This is a genomic window from Burkholderia diffusa (assembly GCF_902499115.1).
Taxonomy (GTDB): Bacteria; Pseudomonadota; Gammaproteobacteria; order Burkholderiales; family Burkholderiaceae; genus Burkholderia; species Burkholderia diffusa.
This window is the reverse complement of sequence record NZ_CABVPN010000017.1, coordinates 128,233-152,853: the sequence shown is the minus strand read 5'-3', so window position 1 is coordinate 152,853 and position 24,621 is coordinate 128,233. Positions and strand designations below refer to the sequence as shown.

The window sequence follows — 24,621 nt, the reverse complement described above, 5'->3', positions numbered from 1 at the left end:
AATCCTTCACGCCGCTTTCCCGGAGGAAAGAATCGGATCGGTGAAAACACCGAACGCGCAATAATCGTGAATCGGGCAGGCGGGCGAACGCGAGCCTGGCCGGCAGCCAGCGGCTGCCGACACGTTACGTGCTACGAATCGAACCTGGAGGCAGGCCCGTCAGTCCTGCGCGTTCTTCTCGCGCAAGATGTAGCCGAGCCCGCGCAGCGTGATGATCTCGGCCGTGCTGCCCGCGAGATGCTTGCGCAGCCGGTGGATGTAGATGTCGATCGCATCCGCGCTCGGTTCGTCGTCGAGCGCGAACACGCTGTCCATCAGCCGCACCTTCGACACCGTCTTGTTCTGCTGCAGCATCAGCGTCTCGAGAATGGCATGCTCGCGGCGACGCAGCGCGAGCACCGCGCCCCCGCAACGGAATTCGCGCGTGCCGAACGCGTAGACGAGATCGCCGCACACAAGCTGCGTCGTGCCGACGCCCGCCTGCCGGCGGATCAGCGCGCGGATCCGCGCGACCAGCTCGCGCGACTCGAACGGCTTGACCACGTAGTCGTCGGCGCCCGCGCCGAAGCAGTCGACCTTGTCGTCGACCGAGCCGTGCGCGGTCAGCATCAGCACCGGCACGTTGTCGTTGCGGCGCCGCAATCGCGCGAGCACTTCCTTGCCGCTGATGCCCGGCAGTCGCATGTCGAGCAGCACCGCGTCGTAGCGTTCGGTCTTCAATACCGTGTCAGCGCGTTCGCCGTCGCCGACGCAGTCGACCGCGAAATCCTCGCCGCGCAGCAGGTTCACGATCCAGTGCGCGAGTTCGGCGTTGTCTTCGACCAGCAGGAGTTTCATGGCGACTTCTCTTCAGGCGTATGCGGGCAGCCGCACGGTCACGACGATACCGCGATTGCCGGGCCCCGGCGCGAGCGACGCGCTGCCGCCATGCGCCTGCGCGATCTCGCGGACGATCGCGAGGCCCAGGCCCGAGCCTTCGGTGTCGGCCGACACGCGGTAGAACCGCTTGAACACGTGCGGTCGCGCTTCGGCCGGAATGCCGGGGCCGTTGTCGACCACGTCGAGCACGACGGCGTCGCCGTCGCGCCGCGCGGCGACCGTCACGCAGCCGCCCGGTTGCGTATAGCGCACCGCGTTGTCGACGAGGTTCATCACCAGCGCGGTCAGCAGGCTGTCGCTGCCCGCGACGTCGAGCCGTTCGCCGAGGTCGGCGCCGAGATCGATGTCGCGCTGCTGCGCGAGCACGATCGTTTCCTCCAGCACGCTCGACACGACGGCGGCGAGATCGACGCGATGCGTGAGCAGCGTCGACGGCGTCGCTTCCGCGTGCGCGAGCAGCAGCAGCTTGTCGGTCACGTCGGCCATCTTGCGGCTGCTGCGCTGCATGCTGTCGAGCACCGACGCGAGGTCCACATCATTGTGCTCGCGCTGCTGCGCGTACTGGATCTGCGTGTCGAGCACGGCGATCGGCGTACGCAACTGGTGCGCGGCGTCGGCGATGAAGCGGCGCTGCGTGGCAGTGTGCGTATTGAGCCGCGCGATGCACTGGTTGATCGCGTCGACGATCGGCCGCAGCTCGTGCTGCAGCCGCTCCGGGCGAATCGGCTCCAGTTCCATCGGCCCGCGGTCGGCGACGTCGTCCTTCAGCTTCATCAGCGGGCGCAGCTCGAGCGTGAGGCCCAGATAGACGAGCACGACCGCGAGCACCAGCATCAGCGACAGACGCACGAGTTGCGGCCGCCAGATCGTCGCGATCATCGCATCGTACGAGCGCGTCGTCTTCGCGACGACCACCGTGACCGTCTCGATCTTGCCTTCGTTGTACAGCTGGCGGTCGTAGACCACCGCGCGCAGCGGCACGCCGTCGAGCGCCGTGTCGTACAGCGTCGGCTCGATGCCGTGCCGTTCGGGCAGGGCGAGTGCCGGATTGCCGGCAAGCAGGCGCTCGCGGCTGTCGACCACCTTGTAGTAGACCGAATCGGCCGACGGCGACTCGAAGATCTCGAGCGCGGCGGGCGGCACGTCGGCCGCCAGATAGCCGTCGCGCCATTCGACGTCCTCGCCGATCGTGCGCGCGGACGCGACGAGCGCGCTGTCCTGCACGAGCCCGGCCGTGGTCCGCGCGGTGTCGTACGACATCGCGCCCGCGATCAGCACGAACACCGCGAGCGGCAGCAGCAGCCACCACAAGAGCCGCCCGCGCAGGCTGTGCGCCATTCCTTCTCCTCAATGCAGAACCGCGCCGGGGCAACCGGCGCGGTTCTGGCGTGTCATCCGATGCGTGCGCTGCTCAGAACGCGGCGGGGCGCCACTTGAGCAAGCGCTTCTCGAGCCAGGTCAGCAGGTAGTCGGCGGCCAGCGCGACCACGGCCAGCACGATCATCGCCGCGAACACGCCGCTCGCGTTGAACGCGCCCTGGGCGGTGGAGATTAGCAGGCCGATGCCCTGCTTGGAACCCAGGAATTCGCCGACGACCGCACCGACCAGCGCGAATCCGAAGCTCACGTGCAGGCTTGCGAGAATCCACGAGAGCGCGGACGGGATCACGACCGACGTGGTGATCTGCCGGCGCGACGCGCCGAGGATCTGCGCGTTCGCGATCAGGTAGCGGTCGGCTTCGCGCACGCCCTGGAACGCGTTGCCGAACACGACGAAGAACACCATCACGACGGCCAGTGCGATCTTCGACGCCATCCCGAGGCCGAGCGCGATCACGAAGATCGAGCCGAGCACGACGCGCGGAATCGAGTTCGCGATCTGGATGTAGAGGCCGAACACGTCGGCCATCAGCTTGTTGCGGCCGAGCACGATCCCGCAGATCACGCCGGCGACCGAACCGATCACGAAGCCGATGCCGGTTTCCTCGAGCGTGACCCATACCTGCGTGAGCAGCGGCCCCTGCGACGTGCCGTTCGCGAACCAGTCCTGGAGCTGCGCGAAGATCAGCGTCGGCTGCGAGAAGAAGAACGGATCGATCCACTTGAGCCGCGCGGCGAGTTCCCAGCCGCCCAGCACGAGCACGAGCACGGCGATCCGCAGGCCGATGATCAGTTGCCGGCGGCGACGTAGCCGGGTTTGAGCGGCGCGCGACTCGTCCTCGAGCGACGTTGCCGGAATGGCGGTGGGGGGAAGCGTCATGTCGGTCATGCTCCTGTCCTGTCCTTGCTGCTGTCAGCCGATCTGCACTTCTTCGCGCAGGTCGTGCCAGATGTCCTTGGAAATTTCGATGAAGCGCGTGTCGTAGCGAATCTCCGACGTGACGCGCGGGCGCGGCAGGTCGATCTCATACACGCGCTTGAGCGTCGCGGGGCGCGCGGTCAGCACGAACACGCGGTCGGCGAGCGCGATCGCCTCCTCGAGGTCGTGCGTGACGAACACGACCGAGCCCTTGTTCGCGGACCACAACTGCAGAAGTTCATCCTGCATCAGCGTGCGCGTCTGCATGTCGAGCGCGGAGAACGGCTCGTCCATCAGCAGGATTTCCGGCTGGTTGATGAAGGTCTGCGCGAGCGCGACGCGCTTGCGCATCCCGCCGGAGAGCTGATGCGGATAGTGTTTCGTGAACTTGTCGAGGCCGACCTTGCGGATCCATTCCTCGGCCTGCGCGTACGCAACGTCCTTCGAGCGGCCGCGAAACAGCGGGCCCGCGGCGACGTTGTCGATCACGTTGCGCCACGGGAACACGGCGTCGGCCTGGAACACGAAGCCGATGCGCGGGTCGATCCCGTCGACCGGGCGGCCCATCACGCGCACCTCGCCCGACGCCGGCTTGAGCAGGCCGGTGATCAGGTTCAGCGTGGTCGACTTGCCGCAGCCGGTCGGCCCGACGATCGCGATGAACTCGCCGCGTGCGACGCTCATGCTGAAGTCGCGCAACGCGACGGTGGCCTTGCCTTCCGGCGAAATGAAGCGGCACGACACATTGCGAAACTCGATCGCCGGTGTGCTCGGGGAAACTGCCTGATTCATCGCATTCGTCCTGCGGGTGAGGAGGGCGCCGCATCGTGGCGACGCCGGGCCGGTCAGCCGGGCCGGAACGGGGAACGCGCAACGGCGGGATCGCCGCCGCCGGCGCCTGTGCCGATATCGATTACTTCGCGTTCACGAAATCATTGGTGTAGGTGCGCGCCAGGTCGATGTGCTTGCCCTTCACCGACGGGTTGAATGCCGAGAGCACCTTCAGCACGGTCGCCGGGCCGTCGGCCGGCATCTTCGCGTCGGCCGTGTACATCGGCAGCGACGCCTTCAGCGCGGACACGTACAGCGCCTTGTCCTTCTGGTAGTCGGCCGGCATCTTTGCGGCGATCTCCTCCGCGCTGTGCGTGTGGATGAACTGCATCGTCTTCGCGAATGCGTGCGCGAGCTTGGTGGCCTCGGCCTTGTGCGAATCGGCCCACGCCGACTGCACGTACAGGCTCGCGGCCGGATAGGTGCCGCCGAGCGCGGCGCGCGTGCCGTCGACGGTGCGCATGTCGACGAGCACCTTCGCGTCGCCCATCTTCTCGAGCGCGGACACCGTCGGCTCGGTCGTCATCCCGGCGTCGATGCGGCCCTGCTTGATCGCGGCGATGAAGCTCGCGTCGGCGCCCACCGGCAGCATCGTGTACTGCGTCGACGGCACGCCGTGCGCGAGCGCGAGGTATTGCGTGAGGAAGCTCGTCGACGAGCCGAGGCCGGTCACGCCGAGCGTCTTGCCTTTCGCGTCGGCCATCGACTTGAAGGTGGGGGCGGCCTTGGTCGACACCATCTCGACCTCGCCCGGCACCTGGCCGAACACGGCGATCGCCTTCACTTCCTTGCCTTTGCTCTGCAGGTCGATCGTATGGTCGTAGAAGCCGACGACGCCCTGCACGGCGCCCGCCAGCAGTTCGTTCTCGGCATCGACGCCGGCCGGTTGCGACAGCAGTTCGACGTCGAGCCCTTCGGCCTTGAAGTTGCCGAGCTCCTGCGTGAGCCGCGCGGGCAGGTAGATCAGCTTCGCGATCCCGCCGACCATGATCGTGATCTTGCCGCCGTCGTCGGCGAAAGCGGGATGAGCGGCGAGCGCGCAGCTCAGGCTGGCTGCAACGGCGAGGGTGCGGAGGATGGGTCGCATCGGGGTCGTCTCCTTCGTTGTGTTCGTATGGCGCGATGCTTGCTGCATCGTCATGACGAGTATAGGGAGGCGAAACCTTCCGCAACCTTTCGTGAGCTGGCGATTCCTTTAGGGGTTTTCCAGCAACGAAGGGCCGGAACAGGCGGGAAACGGGGCGGGACGCGCTCAGCGCCAGCCGAGCAATACCCGCCCCATCGCATCGAGCCCCATGTCGAACAGGTGCGACACGAACGGCACGAGGTTCGGGATCATCAGTTGCACGAGCAACAGCCCGACCAGCATCGTGACCGGAAAGCCGATCTGGAAGATGCCGATCTGCGGCGCCGCGCGGTTCAGGATCCCGAGCGCGAGGTTCGCGATCAGGAGCGCCGCGACTACCGGCAGCGCAAGCAGCAGCCCCATCTCGAACACGGTCGCGCCGAATGCGGCGACCGTGCGCCAGCCGGGCGCGTGCAGCAGGTCGGCCGACACCGGCAGCGACTGGAACGATGCGGCCAGCGCCGCGAACACCTGCAGGTGGCCGTCCACGGCAAGGAACGCGAGCATCGCGATCGCGTTCAGGAAACGGCCCATCGCCGGCGTCGCGCCGTTCGAATGCGGGTCGAAGAAGGTCGCGAAACCGAGTCCCATCGACAGGCCGATGAAGTCGCCGGCCGCCTCGACGGCCGCGAACACGATCTGCATCGTGAAGCCCATCGCCACGCCGATCAGGAACTGCGTGACGACGATCCAGATGCCCTGCGCGGAGAACACGGTGACGGCCGGCATCGCGCCGAGGGTCGGCGCGACGACCAGCGCCATGAACGCGGCGAGGCCGATCTTCACGCGCACGGGCACCGCCGCGTGGCCGATCATGGGCGCCGTCGCGACGAGCGCGAGCATCCGCACGAACGGCCACAGGAAAGCCGTCAGCCATCCGTTGAGCTGCGCGTAGGTGACCGAGAACATCGCGGGGTAAAGGAGCCGGGCGCGCGGCTCAGCCGGCGCCGAGCGTCGCGACGTGCAGCAGCGTCTGCCGCAGGTAGTCGAGCATCGTCGTCAGCATCCACGGGCCGGCGATCACGAGCGTCGCGGCCACCGCGAGCAGCTTCGGGATGAACGACAGCGTCGATTCGTTGATCTGCGTCGCGGCCTGGAACAGGCTCACGACGAGGCCGACCGCGAGCGCGACCAGCAGCAGCGGGGCAGCCAGCAGCAGGCCGACCATCATCGCCTGGTGCGCCAGCGTCATCACTTGTTCGGGCGTCATCGCGCGCTTCCTCCGCTTACGTGAAGCTCTGCGCGAGCGAGCCGATCAGGAGCTGCCAGCCGTCGACGAGCACGAACAGCATCAGCTTGAACGGCAGCGACACGGTGGACGGCGACACCATCATCATCCCCATCGACATCAGCACGCTCGCGACGACCATGTCGATGATCAGGAACGGGATGAAGATCGTGAAGCCGATCTGGAAGCCGGTCTTCAGCTCGCTCGTGACGAACGCGGGGACCAGCAGCGACAGCGGCACGTCTTCCGGGCCCTGCATCGGCGCGGCCTTCGAAATCTTCGCGAACAGCGCGAGATCGGTCTCGCGGGTCTGCTTCAGCATGAAGCCCTTGAACGGCGCGACGCCGCGCTGCACGGCCTGCTCCATCGGCATCGCGCCGTCGGAGAACGGCTTGTAGCCGTCGGCGTACGCGCGGTCGAGCACCGGCGACATCACGAAGAAGGTGAGGAACATCGCGAGGCCGACCAGCACCTGGTTCGGCGGCGTCGTCGCGGTGCCGAGCGCCTGGCGCAGCAGCGACAGCACGATGATGATGCGCGTGAAGCTCGTCATCATCAGCAGCATCGCCGGCAGGAACGACAGCATCGTGAGCAGCAGCATCGTCTGCACGCTCAGCGAATAGGTGGTGCCGCCGTTCGGGCCCGGGCTCGTGTTGAACGCGGGCAGGCCGGCCGCCTGCGCGCATGCGAGCGCGGGGGCGAAGCCGAGGATCAGCACGGGCGCGAAGCGCGCCGCGTGACGCAGGAATTCGTGTTTCATCGAGATGCGAATACGGAGAGAGGGCGCGACGCCATGTCAGCGGTCCTTGCCGCGCCCGAAGCGCTTCGCGGCTTCGCCCGCGAGCGCGTCGCGAAACCGCGCGCCGAACGTGCCGCTCTGGCCGAGTTCGTCCGATACGGCCTGGGCGGAGGCGTCGGCCGACGCCGGCGCCGTTGTTACCGCCGCCGAGCCGGCCGGCAGCGTATGCAGCAGCCGCACGTTGCCCGGTGCGACGCCGAGCACGAGCCAGGTATCGCCGATCTCGACGATCGTCGCGCTTTCCTTCGCGCCGAGCCCGACGCTCGACACGACCTTCAGCGGGCCGCCGCGCCGCGCGGGCTGGAAGCCGAAGCGGCGCGCGAGCCACGCGCAGCCGAACACGAGGCCGATCACGACCGCGAGCCCGACGAGCGTCTGCAGCACCGCGCCGACGCCGAGCGACGGCACGGCCGAGCCGACTGTCACGGTCGACGCGATGGCGCCGGCGTTGTTCACCGCGTTCATGTCGGCGGCGCCGGCCGGCGCGCAGACGAACGACGCGACGATGGCCAGCGCCGCCAGGCTCGGCCAAGGATGCACGCCGCGGCCGGACTTCATGACGGTCACCGATTCAGCTTCCGGATGCGTTCGGCCGGCGTGATGATGTCGGTCAGCCGGATGCCGAACTTGTCGTTGACGACCACGACCTCGCCCTGCGCGATCAGGCAGCCGTTCACGAGCACGTCCATCGGCTCGCCGGCGAGGCCGTCGAGTTCGACGACCGAACCCTGCGCGAGCTGCAGCAGGTTGCGGATCGCGATCTTCGTGCGGCCGAGCTCCACGGTCATCTTGACCGGGATGTCGAGAATCATCTCGATGTCGTTGTGCGTCGAGCTGGCCGCGGCCTTCGACAGCGGCTGGAACACGCCGGCGCCGGTCGCGCCCGCCTGCACCGGCTGCTGGTTCTGTTCGGCGAGCGCGGCGGCCCAGTCGTCCAGGCCCGATTCCTCTTCCGCCGCGGCGGGCGCCGCCTGCACGGCTGCGGCCGATTCGGCGAGTGCCGCGTCGGCGAGCGCCTGCGGGTCGAGTTCGGGCGTCGGGTTCAGCTCACTCATATCCACCTTCCTTCATCGTGTCGCCCGCGCTGATCATCTTCTGCACGCGCAACGCATATTGACCATTGAAAATGCCGTAGCCGCATTCCATCACCGGCACGCCATCGACCTTCGCCGTGATCGTGTCCTCGATCTCCAGCGGCAGCACGTCGCCCGCACGCAGGTTCAGGATCTTCTCGAAGGTCGACGGGATCTCGGCGAGATCCGCGCTCAGCTCGACCTCGGCCGACTGCACCTGCTGCGACAGCACGCGCACCCAGCGGCGGTCGACCTCGAGCGCCTCGCCCTGGATCGGCGACGCGAGCACGTCGCGGATCGGCTCGACCATCGAGTACGGCATGCAGATGTGCAGCGTGCCGCCCGTCGGCCCGAACTCGATCGAGAACTGCGTGACGATCACGATCTCGTTCGGCGTCGCGACGTTCGCGAACTGCGTATGCATCTCCGAGCGCACGAATTCGAACTGCAGCGGCCGCACGCTCTTCCACGCGGTCGTGTAGTGCTCGAACACCAGGTTCAGCAGCTTGCCGATGATCCGCTGCTCGGTGGCCGTGAAGTCGCGGCCCTCGACGCGCGTGTGAAAGCGCCCGTCGCCGCCGAACAGGTTGTCGACGACGAAGAACACGAGGTTCGGGTCGAACACGAACAGCGACGTGCCGCGCAGCGGCTTCACGTGCACCAGGTTCAGGTTCGTCGGGATCGGCAGGTTGCGGGTGAACTCGCTGTACTTCTGCACCTTCACCTGGCTCACGGAGATTTCCGCCGTGCGCCGCATGAAGTTGAAGATGCCGATCCGCAAGAGGCGCGCGAAGCGGTCGTTGATGATCTCGAGGCCGGGCATCCGGCCGCGGACGATCCGCTCCTGCGTCGCGATGTTGTAGGGGCGGACGCCCGACGTGTCGCGCTGCTCGTCGACTGAATCGGTTTCGCCCGTGACGCCCTTGAGGAGGGCGTCGACCTCCTCCTGGGACATGAACTCCTGGTGGCCCATGCGCGCTCCTTGTCCGGCCGCGTTATTGGACGACGAATTCGGTGAACAGCACGTCGTCGACCTTCGCGCGCTGGTTGCCCGGCTGCGTCGGCTGTTCGATCAGCTCCCGCAGTTCCGTCGCGAGCGAACGCTTGCCGTCCGGCGTCGCGAGATCCTCGGGATGCTTGTTCGACAGCGCGAGCAGGATCCGGCTGCGGATCTCCGGCATGCGCGCGGTCAGCTGCTCCTGCGCCTTCGGGTCGGTGAGCTTCAGCGACAGGCCGACGCGCAGGTAGTGCTGCACGCCGTCGTCCGACTGCAGGTTCACGGTCAGCGGGTCGAGCGGGAAGAACACCGGCGCGGCAAGCGGCGCCGGTTCGGCGGGCGCGCTCGCATGGCCGACGCCTGCCTTGCTCAGGAACACGTACATGCCGCCCGCGGCGGCGGCGGCCGCGCCCAGCGCGATGACGGCGATGAGCGCGATGCGCTTGAACTTGCCGGACGAAGCCGGCTTGTCGGCGGTCGGGTTTGCGGTCGTGGAGGCCATGTGAGTGCGTGCGTGATGTCTCGTAGCATGCATTGTTCGGCATCCGGGCCGAGCCCGATGGGTGGAAAAGAGGGGGGAATTGCGGCTATCTCAGCCGATTGTCGGCCGGGTGTCGGCTCGATGCAGGGCGGGAACGGCGGGGCGAGGCGCGGCCGGCGGGCGCCGGGGCAGCGAGGCGGAGCGGGCTGACAGCGGCGCCCGCCCGCGCATCGTCAGATCGGCAACAGCGACAAGAGCGGCGCGATCAGCACCATCGCGACGCCCGCGATCATCATGGTGAGGCTCGACACGACGCCTTCCTCGCTGCCGATCTCGCGCGCCTTCGCGGTGCCCACGCCGTGGGCGGCCGCGCCGAACAGCGCGCCGCGCGCGAGCCGCGTGCGCATCGGCACCAGCGCGAGCACGATTTCGCCGAGCAGCATCCCGCAGATGCCGGTCGCGATCACGAAGAGGGCGGTGAGGTCCTTCGGTGCATGAATCTTGTCGGATACGGCGAGCGCGAAGGGGGTCGAGACCGAGCGCGTCATCAGCGAGCGCTGCAGCTCGGGCGACAGGTGCAGCAGCTTCGCGAGCAGCAGTGACCCGCATACGCCCGCGCCGATCCCGACCGCGACGCCGACCGACAGCGACAGCCAGTGGCGGCGGATCAGGTCGCGGTACTCGTAGATCGGCACCGCGAACGCGATCGTTGCCGGGCCGAGCAGCCACATCAGCCAGCGCGTGTCGCGGAAGTAGACCGAATACGGGATGCCGGTCAGCAGGACCAGCAGCACCAGCACGCCAGGCACGAACACGAGCGGCGAGAACAGCAGCGTCTTCCTGTACGCGTAGAGCCGCTTCGACACAAAATACAGGACGACCGTCAGCACGAAGCAGCCGACGGAGATCGCGGTATTCACCTGGTCGGCGGACAGGTTCGACAGCAGCGCAGGCATCCCGGGCTCCGGCTCAGTGGGCGGTCACGGCGGCGAGGCGCGCGCGGCGGCGCTCGGCGAACACGCGCTGCGCGGCAAGCCGGCGTTCGAGCTTCGCGGCGAGGTCGACCGCCACCGCCACCGCGACCATCACGAATGCGGTGCCGGCGAGCATGACCAGCGCGATACGCCAGCCGTCCTCGCGGAACAGACCGCCGTACTGGACGGCCGCGACGGCGGCCGGCACGAAGAACAGCAGCATGTCGGACAGCAGCCAGTTCGCGCCGTCCTTGACCCACGCGGGCGCGACGCGGCCCGAGAACAGCAGCGCGAGCAGCACCGCGAGGCCGATCACGCCGGACGGCACCGGCAGCCCGACCGCACGCACGGTCCAGTCGACGGCCATCCACAGCACGCCAAGCGCGGCGGCCTGAAGCACGATCCGGCCCGTACGCGCAACGTTGCCCGAAGCGGCAGGGCGGGCGGCGGCAGTGGCGATCGGCTTGTTCATGGCGGGCTCCATACAGGTATTTCGTCGATGGTGTGAGTATAGGGTTTCCCCTAACCATAAATAAAATGACTTGTCTCTATCCTTGTCATTCCAATTCGGAATTCAGTTGTGTTCGCTGCACCAATCTGGGGAGTGATCGATGGAATTGCGCGCGCTGCGGTACTTCGTCGAGGTGGTCCGTCAGCAGAGTTTCACGGCGGCCGCCGATCGGCTATTCGTCACGCAGCCGACCATCAGCAAGATGGTGAAGGCGCTCGAGGACGAGATCGGATCGCCGCTGCTGCTGCGCGACGGCCGGCAGATGGTGCTGACCGACGCGGGGCGGATCGTGTTCCAGCGCGGCCAGGATGTGCTCGCCGCGCAGGCGCAGCTGCAGTCGGAGCTGAAGGATCTCGGCACGCTCGGGCGCGGCGAACTGACGATCGGCATTCCGCCGCTCGGCGGGTCGCTGTTCACGCCGATCATCGCCGCGTACAAGCAGCGTTATCCGAACATCGAGCTGAAGCTGTTCGAGCAGGGCGCGCGGATGATCGAGGCCGCGCTGATGTCGGGCGAACTCGAGCTCGGCGGGCTGCTGGAGCCGGTCGATCCCGCCACGTTCGAGCGGTTGCCGATGGTACGCGCGCCGCTATGGCTCGTCGCGCCGCGCGAGTCGCGCTGGGAGGACCACAAGGCCGTGCCGCTCGCCGATCTCGCGCGCGAGTCGTTCGTGTTCTACGCGGAGAGCCTCGCGCTGCACGATGCGGTGCTCGACGCGTGCCGGCTGGCCGGCTTCACGCCGTCGATCGTGAGCCGCAGCGGACACTGGGATTTCATGGCGGCGCTCGTGCACGCGGGCGTCGGCATCGCGCTGTTGCCGGAGCCGTACTGCCGGCGGCTCGACGCGCGGCAGTTCACGTGCCGGCCGATCGTCGAGCCGGAAATCACGTGGGCGATCGCGCTCGGCTGGCTGAAGAAGGGTTATCTGTCGCACGCGGCGCGTGCATGGCTCGAGGTCGCGCGGGCGACGCTGCCGATCGCGTCGGGCGACGATCTGGCCTTCGGCGGATTGCTGGCGCGGGAGTGAGGCCGCGACGGAAGGGGAACGGGGGGAGGGGCCGGCGCGGCCCCCCGCGCGTTCAGTGCCCCATCGCCGGTCCCGCGCCCTTCTTCGGCTTCGTGATCCACACGAGCGCCGCGAGCGCGATGAACACCCCCGCCGACAGGTGGAAGAAGTCGTTGGTCGCCATCATGAAGCCTTGCTGCGTGACGAGCTGGTTGAGCTGCGCGTTGGCCGTCTGGCCGACGATCCCGAGCTGCGCGAGCGCGCCCTGGTAGTCGGTCGTGTTTTGCGCATAGATGCTCACCGATTCCGACAGTCGCGCGTGATGGTAGATCGCGTCGTTCTCCCAGAACGTCGAGCTGGCCGCGGTGCCGATCGCGCCGGACAGCGTGCGCAGGAAGTTCGACAGCCCCGACGCGCTCGCGAGCCGCTCGTCGGGGATGCTCGACAGCGTGATGGTCGTCATCGGCACGAAGAAGCATGCGACGCCGATCCCCTGCACGAGCCGCGGCAGGATCACGTGGTTGAACGGCACGTCGAGCGTGAACGTCGAGTTCCAGACCGAGACGCCGGCGAACACGATGAACGCGAAGCTCGCGACCATCCGCAGGTCGAGCCGGTGCATGTTGCGCCCGATCAGCGGCGACAACACGAGCGCGAGCAGCCCGACCGGCGCGGTTGCGAGGCCGGCCTTGCCGGCCGTGTAGCCCATCACCGTCTGCAGCCACAGCGGGAAGATCACGACCGAGCCGAAGAACGCCATGAAGCCGAACGAGATGATCATCGCGCCGAGCGCGAAGTTGCGGTCCTTGAACAGCGACAGATCGACCACCGGTTCCTTCTCGGTCGCCTCCCACACGAGCATGAACGCCAGCGATACGACCGCGATCAGCGCGAGCGCGACGATGAAGGTCGAGTTGAACCAGTCGCGGTCCTTGCCGAGGTCGAGCATCATCTGCAGGCACGACACGCCGATCACGAGCAGCGCGAGGCCGACCGCGTCGATCCGCTGCTTCGTCGTCTTCGTCTCGCGGCCGCGCAGCAGGAAGTACGCGCAGGCCGCCGAAAAGATCCCGATCGGCAGGTTGATGTAGAAGATCCACGGCCACGTGTAGTTGTCGCTGATCCAGCCGCCCAGCAACGGGCCGAAGATTGGCGCGACGATCACCGTCATCGCCCATAGCCCGAGTGCGAGCCCGCGCTTCGCGGGCGGATAGGTGCGCATCAGGATCGTCTGCGACAGCGGCACCATCGGCCCCGACACGAGGCCCTGCAGCAGCCGGAACGCGATCAGCGTCTCGAAGTTCTCCGCGAGGCCGCACAGCGCCGACGCGATCGTGAACGCGAGCACCGACAGCGTGAACAGGCGCACTTCGCCGACCCGCCGCGCGAGCCAGCCGGTCAGCGGCACCGCGATCGCGGACGCGACCGAATACGACGAGATCACCCACGTGCCTTCGCTCGTCGCGACGCCGAGGCTGCCCGAGATGGTCGGCACCGCGACGTTCGCGATCGACGTGTCGAGCACTTCCATGAAGGTGCCGAGCGCGAGCCCGACGGTGAGGAGCGCGAGCGCGCCGCCGGTCAGCGGCGCGGGTTCGGCGGCACGGGGCGCGGCGGATGCCGTGGTGGCGGACATCGGAATCTCCTAGACGCGGCGCGCGCAACGCGCCGGCACAGCGCACGGGCGCACGATACCGCGCGGCCCGGCTGGTTGGAACGGGTGAGGGAAGAGACGGAGCACGTGCCTTGTCATCTTCTGCCCAGACAGAGAAATAAGCGAATGCTTAACCTAGACATGGGGCCTCCGCACTCAGCAGTCCGGTTCGTCGGGCTTCGGGCAGCCGGTGTCGCCGGGCCCGTTGGCGATGAACCGCTGCAACAGGCCGGTGAGCAGCGCGAGTTCGTCGGCCGAAAAGCCGGCAAGCTGCGCGTTCAGCGCGGTCGCGATCAGCGACGGCAGCGCACGGGCCGCTTCGGCGCCGCGTTCGGTCAGCGTCAGCTCGATCACCCGGCGGTCCTGTTCGCTGCGCGAGCGTGCGATCAGGCCCTTGCGCTCGAGACGGTCGAGCATCCGGGTCATCGAGCCGCTGTCGTACGACATCTTGCGCGACAGCTCGAACGGCGTGCGCGCATAGCCGCGCGACAACAGCAGGATCACGCCGATCTGCTGCGCGGTGAGGTCGTACGGCTCGAGTGCGCGGTCCATTCGCTCGACGAGCGCCTGCCGAGCCTTGGTTAGGTAGTAACCGAGGCTCGTTTCCAGTGCGATGGTGTCGGGATCGTAGAGGCCGCCGTTCATGCGAATTGCGCGCGCAGCAATAGTGCGTTTCAGGTCAAAACGCGCCCAGTATCTTGAAAATTGATTGCTTAGTCAATATTATTTCAGGCAACCAGTTACGACGTGCATGTTGCACTGCCGGAGACGATGTTCTGACCGCTTAGCCCGCGCTGCCGGGCACCCGAGGATGTTCGCGATGCTGTTCCTGAAAAATGCCGCCGGCGCGCTGCGCCGCAACCTGACCGATACCGCTCATCATGTGTTCTCCGGGCCGCACCGCGGCTGGAAGATCGCGCTGTACGTGACGATGCTGGTGGTGCCGGGCGGATCGATCGCGGCGCTCGGGTTCGCATGGTTCGATCATCGCCGGCAGCGCAACGCGAAGCACACCGCCCGCCGCACGAGCCAGCCGGCGGCAACGGAGCCGTCGACATGGCGGTCCGCCGCCGCCGAACCTGTGCCGGTGCCCGTGCACTGCCACTGACACCGCACCACCCCCGTCATCCGGACTGAACGCCGGCTGCATCCCCGCGGCCCGGCGCCGTCCGCGCCGCATTCGTCGCCCATCCCGCGCGCAAGCGATCCGTAATGACCGGTAAACCGGCCGGCCGCGCCGGTAACACATTCGTGCCGCCGCGCACCGTACCCTAAGGGCTGCGCAGCTTTCCCGCCGTCAGTTACCATTTGTCCGCCAGCGGCACGACGACCGCATCACGCGACGCCGCTCGCTGGCCGTCGCGCCCAGACAGGAATACCACGATGCCGTACGCCCCCCTCCCGCGCGCCCTTCGCCCGCTGAGCGCCGCCGTCGCCGTTGCGACGGTCGTGCTGCTCGCCGGCTGCGCCGTCGGGCCCGACTATCACCGGCCCGACACGTCGATCCCCGCCGCCTTCAAGGAAGCGCCGGCTGGGTGGAAGGTCGCGCAGCCCGCCGACCGGACCGACCGCGGCCCGTGGTGGACGGTCTACAACGATCCGCAGCTCGACGCGCTGATCGGCAAGCTCAACACATCGAACCAGACCATCGCGCAATCGGCCGCCGCGTACCGGCAGGCCCGCGCGCTCGTCGCCGAAGCGCGTGCCGCGTACTTCCCGACCGTCGGGCTGACCGCGTCGGGCTCGCGCTCCCGCACGGGGCGCACATCCACGTCGAGCACGTCGGGTTTCGGCAGCACCTCGTCGATCAGCAATAGCTACAGCGTCGGTCTCGATGCGAGCTGGGAGCCCGACCTGTGGGGCAAGGTGAGCCGCAGCGTCAGCGCGCAACGCGCCGGCGAGGCAGCCGCCGCGGCCGATCTCGCGAACGCGCGGCTGTCGCAGCAGGCGCTGCTCGCGCAGACCTACTTCCAGCTGCGCACGTCCGATGCGCTGCAGAAGCTGCTCGACGACACCGTGAAGTCGTACGGCGAATCGCTGAAGCTCACACAGAACCAGTACGCGCAGGGCGTCGCCGCGCGCGCGGACGTGATCCAGGCGCAGACGCAGCTGCAGAGCGCGCAGGCCGCGTCGATCGACAACGGCGTCGCGCGCGCGCAGTACGAACATGCAATCGCGACGCTGATCGGCGAACCGGCCTCGACGTTCTCGCTGCCGCCGAGCCCGCTCTCGGCGCAACCGCCGATCATGCCGGTCGACGTACCGTCCGCGCTGCTCGAGCGCCGGCCCGACATCGCGGCGGCCGAGCGTCGCGCGGCTGCCGCGAACGAGCAGATCGGCGTCGCGATCGCCGCCTTCTTCCCGACGCTCACGCTGTCGGCCACCGGCGGCTTCCAGAGCTCGGTGTGGTCGCAGCTGTTCACGCTGCCCGCGCGGTTCTGGACGGTCGGCCCGCAGCTCGCGGCAACGCTGTTCGACGCCGGCCTGCGCGCCGCGCAGACCGATGCCGCGCGCGCGACCTACGACCAGGACGTCGCCGCGTACCGCCTCGCGGTGCTCACCGCATTCCAGGATGTCGAGGACAACCTCGCATCGCAGCGCATCCTCGCGCAGGAAGTCGACGTGCAGCGGCAGGCCGTCGACAGCGCCGAGCACGCGCTCGCGATCGTCACGAACCAGTACAAGGCCGGCACGGTCGCCTACCTGAACGTGCTGACCGCGCAGACCACCGCGTTTACCGCGCAGCAGAAGCTCGCGACGATCGGCGGCCAGCGGATGGTGTCGTCGGTCGGGCTCGTGAAGGCGCTCGGCGGCGGCTGGGATGCGTCGGACATGGCGCGCGAAACGGGCGACGTGGCTGCGCCCGCGCCGGTGCCGGCATCCGCTGCGGCAGCGCCGGCCGTAACCGCACCGTCGGCCGCCGCACCGCTCGCGCAGAAGTAAGACGGGAAAAGGCGAGCACGGCGCGCGCGTCAGCGCACCGCATCACCGAAGATCAGCGACACCTGGTTGTTGCCGATCGGATGGCCGAGCAGGTTCAGCAGCCCGGCGAGGTTCGCCTGCTGCTCGGGCGCCGCATGCGCGGTGCCGCGAAACGAACCCTGGCCGGGACCGAAGGTGCCGTGCCCGTCGAGGAATAGCGGGCCCTGCGTCGTCGACAGGTCGAGATCGGCGTCCGCCCCCTTTGCCTGCAGCACCGCCCGGTACGACCCGAGCGGCTTCACGCGCGACACGCGCGAACTCATCGAATCGATCGTCACCGTCAACTGGCCGAACGCGTTGTTGCCGATCATCCGCCAGTCGGTCCAGCGGAGCCGCACGTCACCCTGAAGGTCGAGCGTGTTGAACGGCGTGCCGAGCCCGGCGAGCAGCGACGCGGGCACGGCCATCGAGCCGGCCGACAGCACCGCGCCGCGCCACGTCGCGTCGAGCGTGACGGCGTCGGGCATCGCCTCGGTCTGCCGCATGCGCATCTGCACGCGCCCGGTGAGGAGCGGCCAGAAGCCCGTGGTCCACTCGACCCGGCCCGGCAGCAGCGTCGCCGCGCTCTGGTCCGCGCCCGGCGCGAGCATCAGCGTGCCCGAACCGTGCCACAGCGATCCGTCCGGATCCACGAGATTGACGTGGCCGCCGGTCGCGCGCGCGAACTGCGGTGCGATCCAGGCGGCAGGCGCGAGCGCGACGAGCGTCAGCGCCGTCGCAAGCGCGCCTGCCACCACCCACGGCAATGCGGCGACGAGCCGCCGGATCCCTGGCCTCATCGGCCGACCGTCGCTTGTTTCATCCACTGCGTCATTTCTGCGTCGAGGGTTGCATCACGGCGGTCAGGTCGACCTGGCCGTCTTCCTTCAGCGCGGTCACGTGCGCTTCGCCGACCTGCACCTTGAACTGCCGGCGCGCGTCGTCGAGCCACTGCGTCCACACCGGAAACGGCACGTTCTTCATCTGGACCTGCACGCCGTTGCCGACGACCTGCACCTGCGCGCCCTGCAGCCCGTGATCGGACAGCGACGCGGTGAGCGCGTCCTTCAGCGCCAGGCCGGTCGGCGCGACGCCTTGCGCGGCGGCCGTCAGCGACTTCGCCTCGGTGGCCTGCGCGGTCATCTGCGCGAGCTCGCTGCGCATCGTCGGCAGTTCGTGGCGGATCCGCGCGCGGCCTTCCTGCGCGGGCGACCACAGCACCGAATACGCGATCGCGACGGCCAGCACGGCGCCGCCCCAGCCGAGCAGCGTTCGCTCGCGGGGCGTGCGTTCGCCCCAGAACTGGGCAAGCGTCTGGTTCAGTTGTTCGGTCTTCATGAGCGGCTCCGGATCGTCCATTTGCCGGTGCTGCTGTCGACTTCGCCGGACAGCCCGTTGCGCGCGAGACGCTGCGGGAAATCAGGGTCGACCTTGACCTCCGGCTTGAAGCCGACGTCGAGCCGCCGGTCGTGATAATCGAGCGACGCGATTCCGTTCAGCGGCAGCGCGCCCATCGAACGGGACAACCCGCTCGACAACGCGAGGAAATCGTTCGGCGACAGCTCGCCCGCCGCGAGGCGCAACTGGTCGAGCTGACGCTGCATCTGCGCGGGCGGATCGAGCACCGTCGTCGTCTTCGGAAAGGCCGACAGCAGCGTCTCGGTGATCTGCGCGGACAGCGCGTCGCGCTCACGCGACAGCTTCCACCAATGCAGGTTCATCCCGATCACCGCGACGCTGAGCGTGGCCGCGACGAGTGCGATCGGCACGCGCAGGCGCTTCACCGTCGCGCGGTCGAAGCGCCACGGCTGGGATTCGAATTCGAACTGGCACAGATCGAAGCGCTCGGTCAGCGCACGCCGCGCGAATGCGTCGAACGACAGCGGTTGCGCGCCGGGCAGCAGCGGGCCGTCGGCACGTCCGACCGACGCGAGGCGCGGCTCCGCACCCGGTTCGCCGAGTTCGTACAGCTCGACGTCGCCACCACCGGCGAGCGCGGCCAGCGTGCCGCCCGCGCGCGATGCCGGCGCCGCGAAACCTTCGCCGAGCGCACCGCGCGCGATCGCGAGCTCGAGACGCGGCGCACCGGCCGAGGCCGGCAGCGCGCCGACTTCCACGAGCACGGGTTCGACCGTCGTCGCGAGGCCGAGCACCGCGGCCACCGCCGTCGGGCGGAGGGGCGGCTCGGTCACAGTCGTGATCGCGTCGGCCGGCGTGGCCTCACCGTCGGCAGGCGCAGCGTCCGCCGCCGGCGCCCGCGGCGCAGGCAGGCAGCGCGTCGCGGGCACGGCGCTCAGGTGCCGGTGGCCGGCCGCGGTGAACGCGTCGCAGATCGCGCGGAACCAGGCGCGATCGACGACGGCCAGCACGCGGCGGCCGTCAGGCAGCGCGACCGGATCGAGCGCGATATGGCAGCCGAGCGGATCCTGGATCAGCTGGTCCTCGACGATGTTGGGCAGCGCCTGGCGCAGCTTCGGCCCCTTGAGCGGCGGCACGGTCGCGGCCAGCAGCAGCACGTCGCGCGCGGCGACGATCAGCACCGTCGCGTTCGCGCGTGGCAGCAGCGCGAGCGCGGCGCGGCCCGCGCGCTGCACCTGGCCGGCCTTGTCCACGAGCGTGAACGGCAGCTCGGGCCACTGCCATTCCTGCAACGGCACGGCCGGCTCGCGCGGCGGCAAAGAAACAATCAGCGTGCTCAAGAGCTCCTCTCCCGAATGGCGTCGTTATAGCTGGTCGCGGATGCGCACGACCCGCGTCGAGTGCGTGGTCGAATCACGATACACGAGCGAGGTGCGATCGACCTCCGCGCGATCGTGCTGAATCCGGCCATGCACGATGAAATAACTCGAATTGACGTCGACGAGGCTCGAGTCGATCGTCACGTTCGGCGCGCCGGCACCGCGCAGCGCGAGCTGCACGTCGCCGACGTTACGGAAAAACACGGTCTCGCGGCGCGCCACGAGCGCCTGCGCGGACGACACGCTCATCCCCGGCACCAGCGCCGCGATCACCTCGGCGGGCGCGGTGTTCATGTTCACCGGCGTGGTGGTGGGCAGCACGGTGACGAACGGGCGCAGCCGCGCGACCATTTCGGGCGTCACGCCGTCGACGTCGAGCAGGCTGTCGACGCCGGTCATCACGAGCGGCGCGGGCCCGCGATCGCTGTCGGACATTCCCGGTTCGTCGGTGATGTTGCCGGTCATGTCGCCGCCGGGCACCGGCGCGGTCGCGGCCGTACCGGCGCCGGGCAGCGTCGGCGTCTGGAAGCGCGTCGCCGAATGCATCAGGCCGGCGCGCATCTGCAGCGCGATCCGCTTCGCGAACGCGCCGTCGTAGCCGAGCGTCGTCAACAGCCGCTGGAACGCCTGGAGCTGCATCACGTTGAGCTGCAGCACGCCGGGCGCCGGCGACGACACGAGGTTGCGCAGGTTGTACTTCGCCTGCGCGTCCTCGATCGATCCGGAGATGTAGGTGTCTTCGCCGCCGTTGTCGTTCGGCGCGCCGATCCGGCCGAGGAAGTCGGACAGCTTGGTCTTCGCGATCGGCACGGCCCAGATCCCGCCGAGATAGGTGATGCCGGGCGCCGTGTCGCCTTCGGAACGCAGGATCATGCGCGTCCAGTCGAGCGCGCCGCGCGCGACCCACTGCGCCTGCGCGATCACGCGCTGGTTCTCGATGCGGCGAATCTGCACCTGCTGGCGCCACAGCATCCCCGACACGAGGATCGCCGACAGCGCGACGACGAGCAGCGCCGTAATGATCGCCGCGCCGCGCTCGCGGCGAGTGCGGGCATGCGCGCTTGCGCTGCCGCGAGCGGCGAACCGGGAACGGTGAGGGCGCGCGCGCATCGTCATTCCCCGACGAGGAAGATGCGCGTGACGGGCACGCGCAGCGACGTCGCACCGATGCTGACCTGCAGGCCCGTCACCGCGCGCGTCGGCGGCGCGTTGCCGATCTGCGGCACCTTCAGCGCATCGTTGTTCTGCGACAGCGCGTCGCTGGCCGCCTGCAGATTGGTGGTCCAGCCGACGCGCGGCACGTACAGCTTCGCGTCGATCGCACCGACGCCGCCCATCAGCGCGACCCAGCTCCAGCCGTCGACGCTGCTGTCCTTCAGCACGTCGCGCAGGCGGTTCGCGTCGTCGAGCGGCGGCGACGCATAGCGCACGACACGCCCGCCGGCGATCCGGTAGCGGACCACTTGCAGCCGTGGCGCGGCGCCCGGCACGTCGAGTTCGCGGACGATCTGCAGCGTGTTGCCGGCGACGCCGATGGCCGGCTGGCCGGCTTCGTCGTCGGTGGCGGCGAGCCGCGCGTCGATGCGCATCTGGTCGAACATCTGCGCGAAGATGCGCTCGTCCTCCATCGCGGACGCGACCTTGTCGCGGCCGCGCATGATCTGGTCGAGCCCGCGCCACGAGAGGATCGCGACCACCGCGAGGATCGCGATCGCGATCATCAGTTCGATCAGCGTGAAGCCGCGCACGCGGCGCGAGCCGACGGAACGCACGGGCCGGCGCCGCATCGGCGCGTCAGAGCGGACGGCTGGTTTCATTCGCGACCACCGTCACCATTTGCGCGAGCACGCCGGCTTGCCCCGGCATGCTCACCGACACCTGCACGCGCCGGAACACCGGGTTCGGCGTCGTGCTCACGCGCTGCGTGCAGACGAGCTGCACGTTGCCTTGCGAGCAGTCGAAATTCTGCTCGCCGACCTCCGGCCACGCATGCGTGAGCCGCAACTGCGCGAGTGCGTTGTCGGCACTCCAGCCGGCGAGCAGCCGGCGATGGAGATCGGACGCATTGGTCGCCATCGTGCCGACCGCGCGGATCGATGCGGCGAGCGCGACCGCGATGATCGCGAGCGCGACCAGCACCTCGATCATCGTGAAGCCTCGGGAAGAAGCCGGGAAGGGCAGGCGACGACGCATCGTCATTGCACCTCGTAGCGGCCGTTGCCGGTGCCGACGATCGTCGCGCTGCCGACCGCCGAATGCAGCGTCACGCGCACCGGCGTGTCGACGCTTTCAATGCCGAACACGACGCGGCTCGCGCGCACGTCGGATCCGGGGTAGTCGATATCGGCGCCGGTGACGCCGCCGTCCCAGTCGCGCGGGCGCAGCACGTCGTCGTGCAGCGTGCGCCAGCCGTCGGGCGAGCTCACGTCGAAACGGAAGCCGTGCGCGGTCGGCTGCCACGCGATCGGGCGCGCGCGCACCTGCGCTTCGTCGCCGGCCGTTTCGAACAGCAGCGCGATGCGCTGCGCTTCCTCGCGCAGGTCGGTACGCGGATTGCGCGTGAGCGACAGCGACGCGAGCGACACCAGCAGGCCCGCGATCACGAGCACGACCAGCATCTCGAGCAGCGTGAAGCCGCGCGCACGCGCCGCGGTCACGGCCACACCGCGACGAACGCGACCGTCGCGGGCATCGCGGCGAGCGGCGCGCAAGGGCGTGCGAAGGGCGGGCATGAAATGAGGAACGGGGAGAACGTCGGTCCGGTCAGCGCAGGCTTACTGCCACGAACCGATGTCGGAATCGTTGCTCTCGCCGCCTTCCTTGCCGTCGGCGCCGTAGCTGAACACGTCGATCTCGCCGTGCACGCCCGGGTTCAGGTACTTGTACCCGTTGCCCCACGGATCGTTGGGCAGGCGCTCGAGATAGCCGCCGTCCTTCCAGTTGTTCGGGATCGGATCGGTGGTCGGCTTCTGGGTCAGAGCGTTCAGGCCCTGTTCCTGGGTCGGATAGCGGCCGTTGTCGAGACGGTACAGCTTGAGCGCCTGCATGATCGTGCCGATGTCCTGCTTCGCGGCGATACGGCGCGCCTCGTCGGGACGGCTCATGATCTTCGGCACGATCAGTGCCGCGAGGATCCCGATGATCGCGACCACCACCATGATCTCGATCAGCGTGAAACCGCGCTGACGGCGCACGGCCGCATTACGGCGAGTGATCCACGTTTGCATGACTGACTACCTCTTTCCAAAAAATATCGTCGATTGAGTGACGCACCCTGCGGATCGCGGCATGCCTGCCTGACGGCAAGCTTCCGATACCCCGGGCGCGGAGCACGCATTGTAAGGCGCGCATTGCCGAGGGCTTTCACCCAACGCAAATTTCATATACATCCGTACAATAGCGCGCATGAACGCGCTCTCGATCCGGATCCTCTCCCTAGCCCTCTTCGCGGGTTTGTGCGCGACGGCCACCTACTGGGTCGTCACGCTGTCGGCCCGCGAAGCGCCGCTGCCCGCCGCCGCCGCGCGGTTGCCGATCCGCACCGAGGACGCCGCCGCGCTCTTCGGCGGACAGCTCGACAAGAATCCCGTGCAGGACATCCACCTGTTCGGCATTCTCGCGCTCAATCATGGCGGCGCCGCGATCGTCGGCGTCGGCGGCGAACCGCCGCGGGCCGTGTCGCTCGGCGCGGAAGTCACGCCCGGCGCGAAGCTCGCCGAAGTCCGCAGCCGCTCGATCATCGTCGATCGCAACGGCGCCCGCGCCGAAATCCAGCTCCCCGCGAACACACCGTCCCCCGCGATCTACATGCGTTGAACGGCGGCGGCCCGACCGACGCTCGGGCCGTCACTGCACCATGTTGTTCAGCTCGATGATCGGCAGCATCACGGCCAGCACGATCACGAGCACGATGCCGCCCATCGCGAGGATCAGGAGCGGCTCGAGCAGGCTCGTCAGGAACATCGTGCGCCGCTCGAGTTCACGCGCCTCGCCTTCCGCCGCGCGGTCGAGCATCGTCGTCACGTCGCCCGTCGCTTCGCCTGAACGGATCAGGTGCACGAGCACCGGCGGAAACGTCTTCACGTTGTTCAGCGCGCGCGACAGCGCGGAGCCTTCGCGGACGCGCACGATCGCATCGTCGATGTTCGCGCGCATCGCGCGGTTCGACAGCGTCTCGCCGGCCGCCTGCAACGCGCGCAGGATCGGCACGCCGGCCGCGGTCAGGATGCCGAGCGTGCTCGCGAAGCGCACCGTGTTGTAGCCGCGCACGAGCTTGCCCGCGAGCGGCGCGGTCAGCACCCAGCGGTCGAACGCGAGCCTGGGCCCGTCGCGCGACAGCGTCGCCTTCACGAACCACACGACGAGCGCGACCACGATCAGGATCGCCCACCACCAGTGCCGCACGAATTCCGACAGCGCCATCATCACGACGGTGAGGATCGGCAACTGCTGCTTCGTGCTCGCAAACACGTTGACGACCTGCGGCACCACGTAGCTCAGCAGGAACGTCACGATGCCGAATGCGATCAGCGTGACGATGCCCGGATACGTGAACGCCAGCAGGATCTTCTGCTTGAGCGCGTTGCTCTGCTCGATGTAGTCGGCCAGGCGCGACAGCACGATGCCGAGCTTGCCCGTATGCTCGCCCGCTGCGACGAGCGCGCGGTAGATTTCCGGAAAATCGCGCGGATGCTGGCCCAGCGCATTCGCGAGCGAATGGCCGCCGAGCACCTCGGCGCGGATCGCGGCCATCAGTTCGCGGATGTAGTCGCGTTCGGCCTGCTCGGTCAGCACGCCGAGCGCCTCGTCGAGCGGCAGCCCCGCGATCAGCAGGCTCGCGAGCTGGCGCGTGAGGATCGCCTGCTCGCGCTGCGACAGCTTGCGGCCGAACGCGAGGCGCTGCGAGCGCGCGCCGCGCGTTGCGCTGGCGGCCGGCTCGACGACGAGCGGCGTGAGCCCCTGCGTGCGCAGCTGGCCGCGCGCGGCACGCGCGCTGTCGGCATCGATGACGCCTTTCTGCGCGTGTCCCGCCGCATCGATCGCTTCGAAACGGAATGCCGGCAT

At 68.6% G+C, this 24,621-nt stretch carries 29 protein-coding genes; 4 read left to right on the top strand and 25 right to left on the bottom strand.

The features are described 5' to 3' along the window. Positions 1–159: 159 nt before the first annotated feature. The 14 genes from BTE28158_RS18890 to BTE28158_RS18825 form a co-directional block, all read right to left on the bottom strand. A complete protein-coding gene (locus BTE28158_RS18890) occupies positions 160–837 on the bottom strand; it encodes a response regulator (protein ID WP_059602202.1) in 678 nt (225 codons plus the stop codon). A gap of 12 nt (positions 838–849) precedes the next feature. Continuing rightward, on the bottom strand, positions 850–2,217 hold the full coding sequence (locus tag BTE28158_RS18885) for a sensor histidine kinase (protein WP_151048959.1): 1,368 nt from the start codon (positions 2,215–2,217) through the stop codon (positions 850–852). 73 nt (positions 2,218–2,290) lie between these two features. Next, entirely contained in the window at positions 2,291–3,148 is an 858-nt protein-coding gene (locus tag BTE28158_RS18880; RefSeq protein ID WP_108064675.1) for an ABC transporter permease, read from the bottom strand. Between the two features lie 24 nt (positions 3,149–3,172). Then, on the bottom strand, positions 3,173–3,970 hold the full coding sequence (locus BTE28158_RS18875) for an ABC transporter ATP-binding protein (protein WP_027788757.1): 798 nt from the start codon (positions 3,968–3,970) through the stop codon (positions 3,173–3,175). Positions 3,971–4,091: 121 nt separating this feature from the next. Continuing rightward, positions 4,092–5,096 carry an ABC transporter substrate-binding protein gene (locus tag BTE28158_RS18870; protein ID WP_124627853.1) on the bottom strand — a complete coding sequence of 335 codons (1,005 nt, stop codon included), beginning with the start codon at positions 5,094–5,096 and terminating at the stop codon, positions 4,092–4,094. A 165-nt stretch (positions 5,097–5,261) separates the two neighbouring features. Continuing rightward, positions 5,262–6,044: a flagellar biosynthetic protein FliR gene (fliR, locus tag BTE28158_RS18865; RefSeq protein WP_124627855.1), complete on the bottom strand. Its 783-nt coding sequence runs from the start codon at positions 6,042–6,044 to the stop codon at positions 5,262–5,264. Positions 6,045–6,072: 28 nt separating this feature from the next. Then, positions 6,073–6,345, bottom strand: coding sequence for a flagellar biosynthesis protein FliQ (gene fliQ / locus BTE28158_RS18860; RefSeq protein WP_006750427.1), 273 nt, complete (start codon positions 6,343–6,345; stop codon positions 6,073–6,075). Positions 6,346–6,361: 16 nt separating this feature from the next. Then, positions 6,362–7,123 carry a flagellar type III secretion system pore protein FliP gene (gene fliP / locus BTE28158_RS18855; protein ID WP_124627857.1) on the bottom strand — a complete coding sequence of 254 codons (762 nt, stop codon included), beginning with the start codon at positions 7,121–7,123 and terminating at the stop codon, positions 6,362–6,364. A gap of 36 nt (positions 7,124–7,159) precedes the next feature. Then, positions 7,160–7,729, bottom strand: a complete 570-nt coding sequence (fliO, locus tag BTE28158_RS18850) for a flagellar biosynthetic protein FliO (protein ID WP_420868015.1) — start codon at positions 7,727–7,729, stop codon at positions 7,160–7,162. Continuing rightward, entirely contained in the window at positions 7,726–8,217 is a 492-nt protein-coding gene (fliN, locus tag BTE28158_RS18845; RefSeq protein WP_151048961.1) for a flagellar motor switch protein FliN, read from the bottom strand. The genes fliO and fliN overlap by 4 nt, the downstream gene beginning before the upstream one ends. Beyond that, positions 8,210–9,208 (bottom strand): flagellar motor switch protein FliM, encoded by a 999-nt coding sequence (fliM, locus tag BTE28158_RS18840; RefSeq protein ID WP_059465946.1) that lies wholly within the window; start codon positions 9,206–9,208, stop codon positions 8,210–8,212. The genes fliN and fliM overlap by 8 nt, the downstream gene beginning before the upstream one ends. A gap of 22 nt (positions 9,209–9,230) precedes the next feature. Continuing rightward, positions 9,231–9,767, bottom strand: coding sequence for a flagellar basal body-associated protein FliL (fliL, locus tag BTE28158_RS18835; protein ID WP_059602185.1), 537 nt, complete (start codon positions 9,765–9,767; stop codon positions 9,231–9,233). Positions 9,768–9,946: 179 nt separating this feature from the next. After that, the gene (locus tag BTE28158_RS18830; RefSeq protein WP_059531328.1) at positions 9,947–10,669 is read right to left on the bottom strand and encodes an LrgB family protein; all 723 of its coding nucleotides are present in this window, start codon (positions 10,667–10,669) and stop codon (positions 9,947–9,949) included. 13 nt (positions 10,670–10,682) lie between these two features. Then, positions 10,683–11,159 (bottom strand): CidA/LrgA family protein, encoded by a 477-nt coding sequence (locus tag BTE28158_RS18825; protein ID WP_059602183.1) that lies wholly within the window; start codon positions 11,157–11,159, stop codon positions 10,683–10,685. 139 nt (positions 11,160–11,298) lie between these two features. Here BTE28158_RS18825 and BTE28158_RS18820 point away from each other — a divergent pair, with 139 nt between their 5' ends. Then, positions 11,299–12,225, top strand: a complete 927-nt coding sequence (locus BTE28158_RS18820; protein WP_151048962.1) for a LysR family transcriptional regulator — start codon at positions 11,299–11,301, stop codon at positions 12,223–12,225. A gap of 52 nt (positions 12,226–12,277) precedes the next feature. On the opposite strand, the gene BTE28158_RS18815 is transcribed toward BTE28158_RS18820, so the two are convergent. Together BTE28158_RS18815 and BTE28158_RS18810 are read right to left on the bottom strand one after the other, a co-directional pair. Next, on the bottom strand, positions 12,278–13,840 hold the full coding sequence (locus tag BTE28158_RS18815) for a DHA2 family efflux MFS transporter permease subunit (RefSeq protein ID WP_124627864.1): 1,563 nt from the start codon (positions 13,838–13,840) through the stop codon (positions 12,278–12,280). A 174-nt stretch (positions 13,841–14,014) separates the two neighbouring features. Continuing rightward, the gene (locus BTE28158_RS18810; RefSeq protein WP_059531315.1) at positions 14,015–14,503 is read right to left on the bottom strand and encodes a MarR family winged helix-turn-helix transcriptional regulator; all 489 of its coding nucleotides are present in this window, start codon (positions 14,501–14,503) and stop codon (positions 14,015–14,017) included. Between the two features lie 175 nt (positions 14,504–14,678). Here BTE28158_RS18810 and BTE28158_RS18805 point away from each other — a divergent pair, with 175 nt between their 5' ends. After that, positions 14,679–14,966 carry a multidrug ABC transporter ATPase gene (locus tag BTE28158_RS18805; RefSeq protein ID WP_151048963.1) on the top strand — a complete coding sequence of 96 codons (288 nt, stop codon included), beginning with the start codon at positions 14,679–14,681 and terminating at the stop codon, positions 14,964–14,966. Positions 14,967–15,241: 275 nt separating this feature from the next. Continuing rightward, complete coding sequence (locus tag BTE28158_RS18800; RefSeq protein ID WP_151048964.1) at positions 15,242–16,801, top strand: efflux transporter outer membrane subunit; 1,560 nt, start codon at positions 15,242–15,244, stop codon at positions 16,799–16,801. 29 nt (positions 16,802–16,830) lie between these two features. On the opposite strand, the gene BTE28158_RS18795 is transcribed toward BTE28158_RS18800, so the two are convergent. From BTE28158_RS18795 to gspG, 8 genes are read right to left on the bottom strand one after another with little or no spacing between them, the layout of a single operon-like run. Further along, on the bottom strand, positions 16,831–17,619 hold the full coding sequence (locus tag BTE28158_RS18795) for a type II secretion system protein N (protein WP_124902831.1): 789 nt from the start codon (positions 17,617–17,619) through the stop codon (positions 16,831–16,833). 31 nt (positions 17,620–17,650) lie between these two features. Beyond that, positions 17,651–18,157, bottom strand: a complete 507-nt coding sequence (locus BTE28158_RS18790) for a type II secretion system protein M (protein ID WP_151048965.1) — start codon at positions 18,155–18,157, stop codon at positions 17,651–17,653. Beyond that, a complete protein-coding gene (gene gspL, locus BTE28158_RS18785; RefSeq protein WP_174920012.1) occupies positions 18,154–19,518 on the bottom strand; it encodes a type II secretion system protein GspL in 1,365 nt (454 codons plus the stop codon). Before gspL ends, BTE28158_RS18790 begins: the two co-directional genes overlap by 4 nt. A 24-nt stretch (positions 19,519–19,542) precedes the next feature. After that, positions 19,543–20,667, bottom strand: a complete 1,125-nt coding sequence (gspK, locus tag BTE28158_RS18780) for a type II secretion system minor pseudopilin GspK (protein WP_124627872.1) — start codon at positions 20,665–20,667, stop codon at positions 19,543–19,545. Positions 20,668–20,669: 2 nt separating this feature from the next. Beyond that, positions 20,670–21,374: a PulJ/GspJ family protein gene (locus BTE28158_RS18775; protein ID WP_059602162.1), complete on the bottom strand. Its 705-nt coding sequence runs from the start codon at positions 21,372–21,374 to the stop codon at positions 20,670–20,672. After that, positions 21,352–21,756 carry a type II secretion system minor pseudopilin GspI gene (gene gspI, locus BTE28158_RS18770; RefSeq protein WP_059602158.1) on the bottom strand — a complete coding sequence of 135 codons (405 nt, stop codon included), beginning with the start codon at positions 21,754–21,756 and terminating at the stop codon, positions 21,352–21,354. The genes BTE28158_RS18775 and gspI overlap by 23 nt, the downstream gene beginning before the upstream one ends. Beyond that, on the bottom strand, positions 21,753–22,289 hold the full coding sequence (locus BTE28158_RS18765; protein ID WP_151049757.1) for a GspH/FimT family pseudopilin: 537 nt from the start codon (positions 22,287–22,289) through the stop codon (positions 21,753–21,755). Before BTE28158_RS18765 ends, gspI begins: the two co-directional genes overlap by 4 nt. Positions 22,290–22,331: 42 nt before the next feature. Continuing rightward, positions 22,332–22,784 (bottom strand): type II secretion system major pseudopilin GspG, encoded by a 453-nt coding sequence (gene gspG, locus BTE28158_RS18760; RefSeq protein ID WP_059602155.1) that lies wholly within the window; start codon positions 22,782–22,784, stop codon positions 22,332–22,334. A gap of 178 nt (positions 22,785–22,962) precedes the next feature. On the opposite strand from gspG, the gene BTE28158_RS18755 reads away from it, so the two are divergent. After that, on the top strand, positions 22,963–23,373 hold the full coding sequence (locus BTE28158_RS18755) for a type II secretion system protein N (RefSeq protein ID WP_059602152.1): 411 nt from the start codon (positions 22,963–22,965) through the stop codon (positions 23,371–23,373). 30 nt (positions 23,374–23,403) lie between these two features. Here BTE28158_RS18755 and gspF read toward each other — a convergent pair whose 3' ends face one another. Beyond that, positions 23,404–24,621, bottom strand: a complete 1,218-nt coding sequence (gene gspF / locus BTE28158_RS18750; protein WP_059602149.1) for a type II secretion system inner membrane protein GspF — start codon at positions 24,619–24,621, stop codon at positions 23,404–23,406.

Coding starts and splice junctions, on each gene's coding strand:
- BTE28158_RS18890 (WP_059602202.1), bottom strand. CDS start 837: ATGAAACTCCTGCTGGTCGAAGACAACGCCGAACTCGCGCACTGGATC.
- BTE28158_RS18885 (WP_151048959.1), bottom strand. CDS start 2,217: ATGGCGCACAGCCTGCGCGGGCGGCTCTTGTGGTGGCTGCTGCTGCCG.
- BTE28158_RS18880 (WP_108064675.1), bottom strand. CDS start 3,148: ATGACCGACATGACGCTTCCCCCCACCGCCATTCCGGCAACGTCGCTC.
- BTE28158_RS18875 (WP_027788757.1), bottom strand. CDS start 3,970: ATGAATCAGGCAGTTTCCCCGAGCACACCGGCGATCGAGTTTCGCAAT.
- BTE28158_RS18870 (WP_124627853.1), bottom strand. CDS start 5,096: ATGCGACCCATCCTCCGCACCCTCGCCGTTGCAGCCAGCCTGAGCTGC.
- fliR (WP_124627855.1), bottom strand. CDS start 6,044: ATGTTCTCGGTCACCTACGCGCAGCTCAACGGATGGCTGACGGCTTTC.
- fliQ (WP_006750427.1), bottom strand. CDS start 6,345: ATGACGCCCGAACAAGTGATGACGCTGGCGCACCAGGCGATGATGGTC.
- fliP (WP_124627857.1), bottom strand. CDS start 7,123: ATGAAACACGAATTCCTGCGTCACGCGGCGCGCTTCGCGCCCGTGCTG.
- fliN (WP_151048961.1), bottom strand. CDS start 8,217: ATGAGTGAGCTGAACCCGACGCCCGAACTCGACCCGCAGGCGCTCGCC.
- fliM (WP_059465946.1), bottom strand. CDS start 9,208: ATGGGCCACCAGGAGTTCATGTCCCAGGAGGAGGTCGACGCCCTCCTC.
- fliL (WP_059602185.1), bottom strand. CDS start 9,767: ATGCATGCTACGAGACATCACGCACGCACTCACATGGCCTCCACGACC.
- BTE28158_RS18830 (WP_059531328.1), bottom strand. CDS start 10,669: ATGCCTGCGCTGCTGTCGAACCTGTCCGCCGACCAGGTGAATACCGCG.
- BTE28158_RS18825 (WP_059602183.1), bottom strand. CDS start 11,159: ATGAACAAGCCGATCGCCACTGCCGCCGCCCGCCCTGCCGCTTCGGGC.
- BTE28158_RS18820 (WP_151048962.1), top strand. CDS start 11,299: ATGGAATTGCGCGCGCTGCGGTACTTCGTCGAGGTGGTCCGTCAGCAG.
- BTE28158_RS18815 (WP_124627864.1), bottom strand. CDS start 13,840: ATGTCCGCCACCACGGCATCCGCCGCGCCCCGTGCCGCCGAACCCGCG.
- BTE28158_RS18810 (WP_059531315.1), bottom strand. CDS start 14,503: ATGAACGGCGGCCTCTACGATCCCGACACCATCGCACTGGAAACGAGC.
- BTE28158_RS18805 (WP_151048963.1), top strand. CDS start 14,679: ATGCTGTTCCTGAAAAATGCCGCCGGCGCGCTGCGCCGCAACCTGACC.
- BTE28158_RS18800 (WP_151048964.1), top strand. CDS start 15,242: ATGCCGTACGCCCCCCTCCCGCGCGCCCTTCGCCCGCTGAGCGCCGCC.
- BTE28158_RS18795 (WP_124902831.1), bottom strand. CDS start 17,619: ATGAGGCCAGGGATCCGGCGGCTCGTCGCCGCATTGCCGTGGGTGGTG.
- BTE28158_RS18790 (WP_151048965.1), bottom strand. CDS start 18,157: ATGAAGACCGAACAACTGAACCAGACGCTTGCCCAGTTCTGGGGCGAA.
- gspK (WP_124627872.1), bottom strand. CDS start 20,667: ATGCGCGCGCGCCCTCACCGTTCCCGGTTCGCCGCTCGCGGCAGCGCA.
- BTE28158_RS18775 (WP_059602162.1), bottom strand. CDS start 21,374: ATGAAACCAGCCGTCCGCTCTGACGCGCCGATGCGGCGCCGGCCCGTG.
- gspI (WP_059602158.1), bottom strand. CDS start 21,756: ATGACGATGCGTCGTCGCCTGCCCTTCCCGGCTTCTTCCCGAGGCTTC.
- BTE28158_RS18765 (WP_151049757.1), bottom strand. CDS start 22,289: ATGCCCGCCCTTCGCACGCCCTTGCGCGCCGCTCGCCGCGATGCCCGC.
- gspG (WP_059602155.1), bottom strand. CDS start 22,784: ATGCAAACGTGGATCACTCGCCGTAATGCGGCCGTGCGCCGTCAGCGC.
- BTE28158_RS18755 (WP_059602152.1), top strand. CDS start 22,963: ATGAACGCGCTCTCGATCCGGATCCTCTCCCTAGCCCTCTTCGCGGGT.
- gspF (WP_059602149.1), bottom strand. CDS start 24,621: ATGCCGGCATTCCGTTTCGAAGCGATCGATGCGGCGGGACACGCGCAG.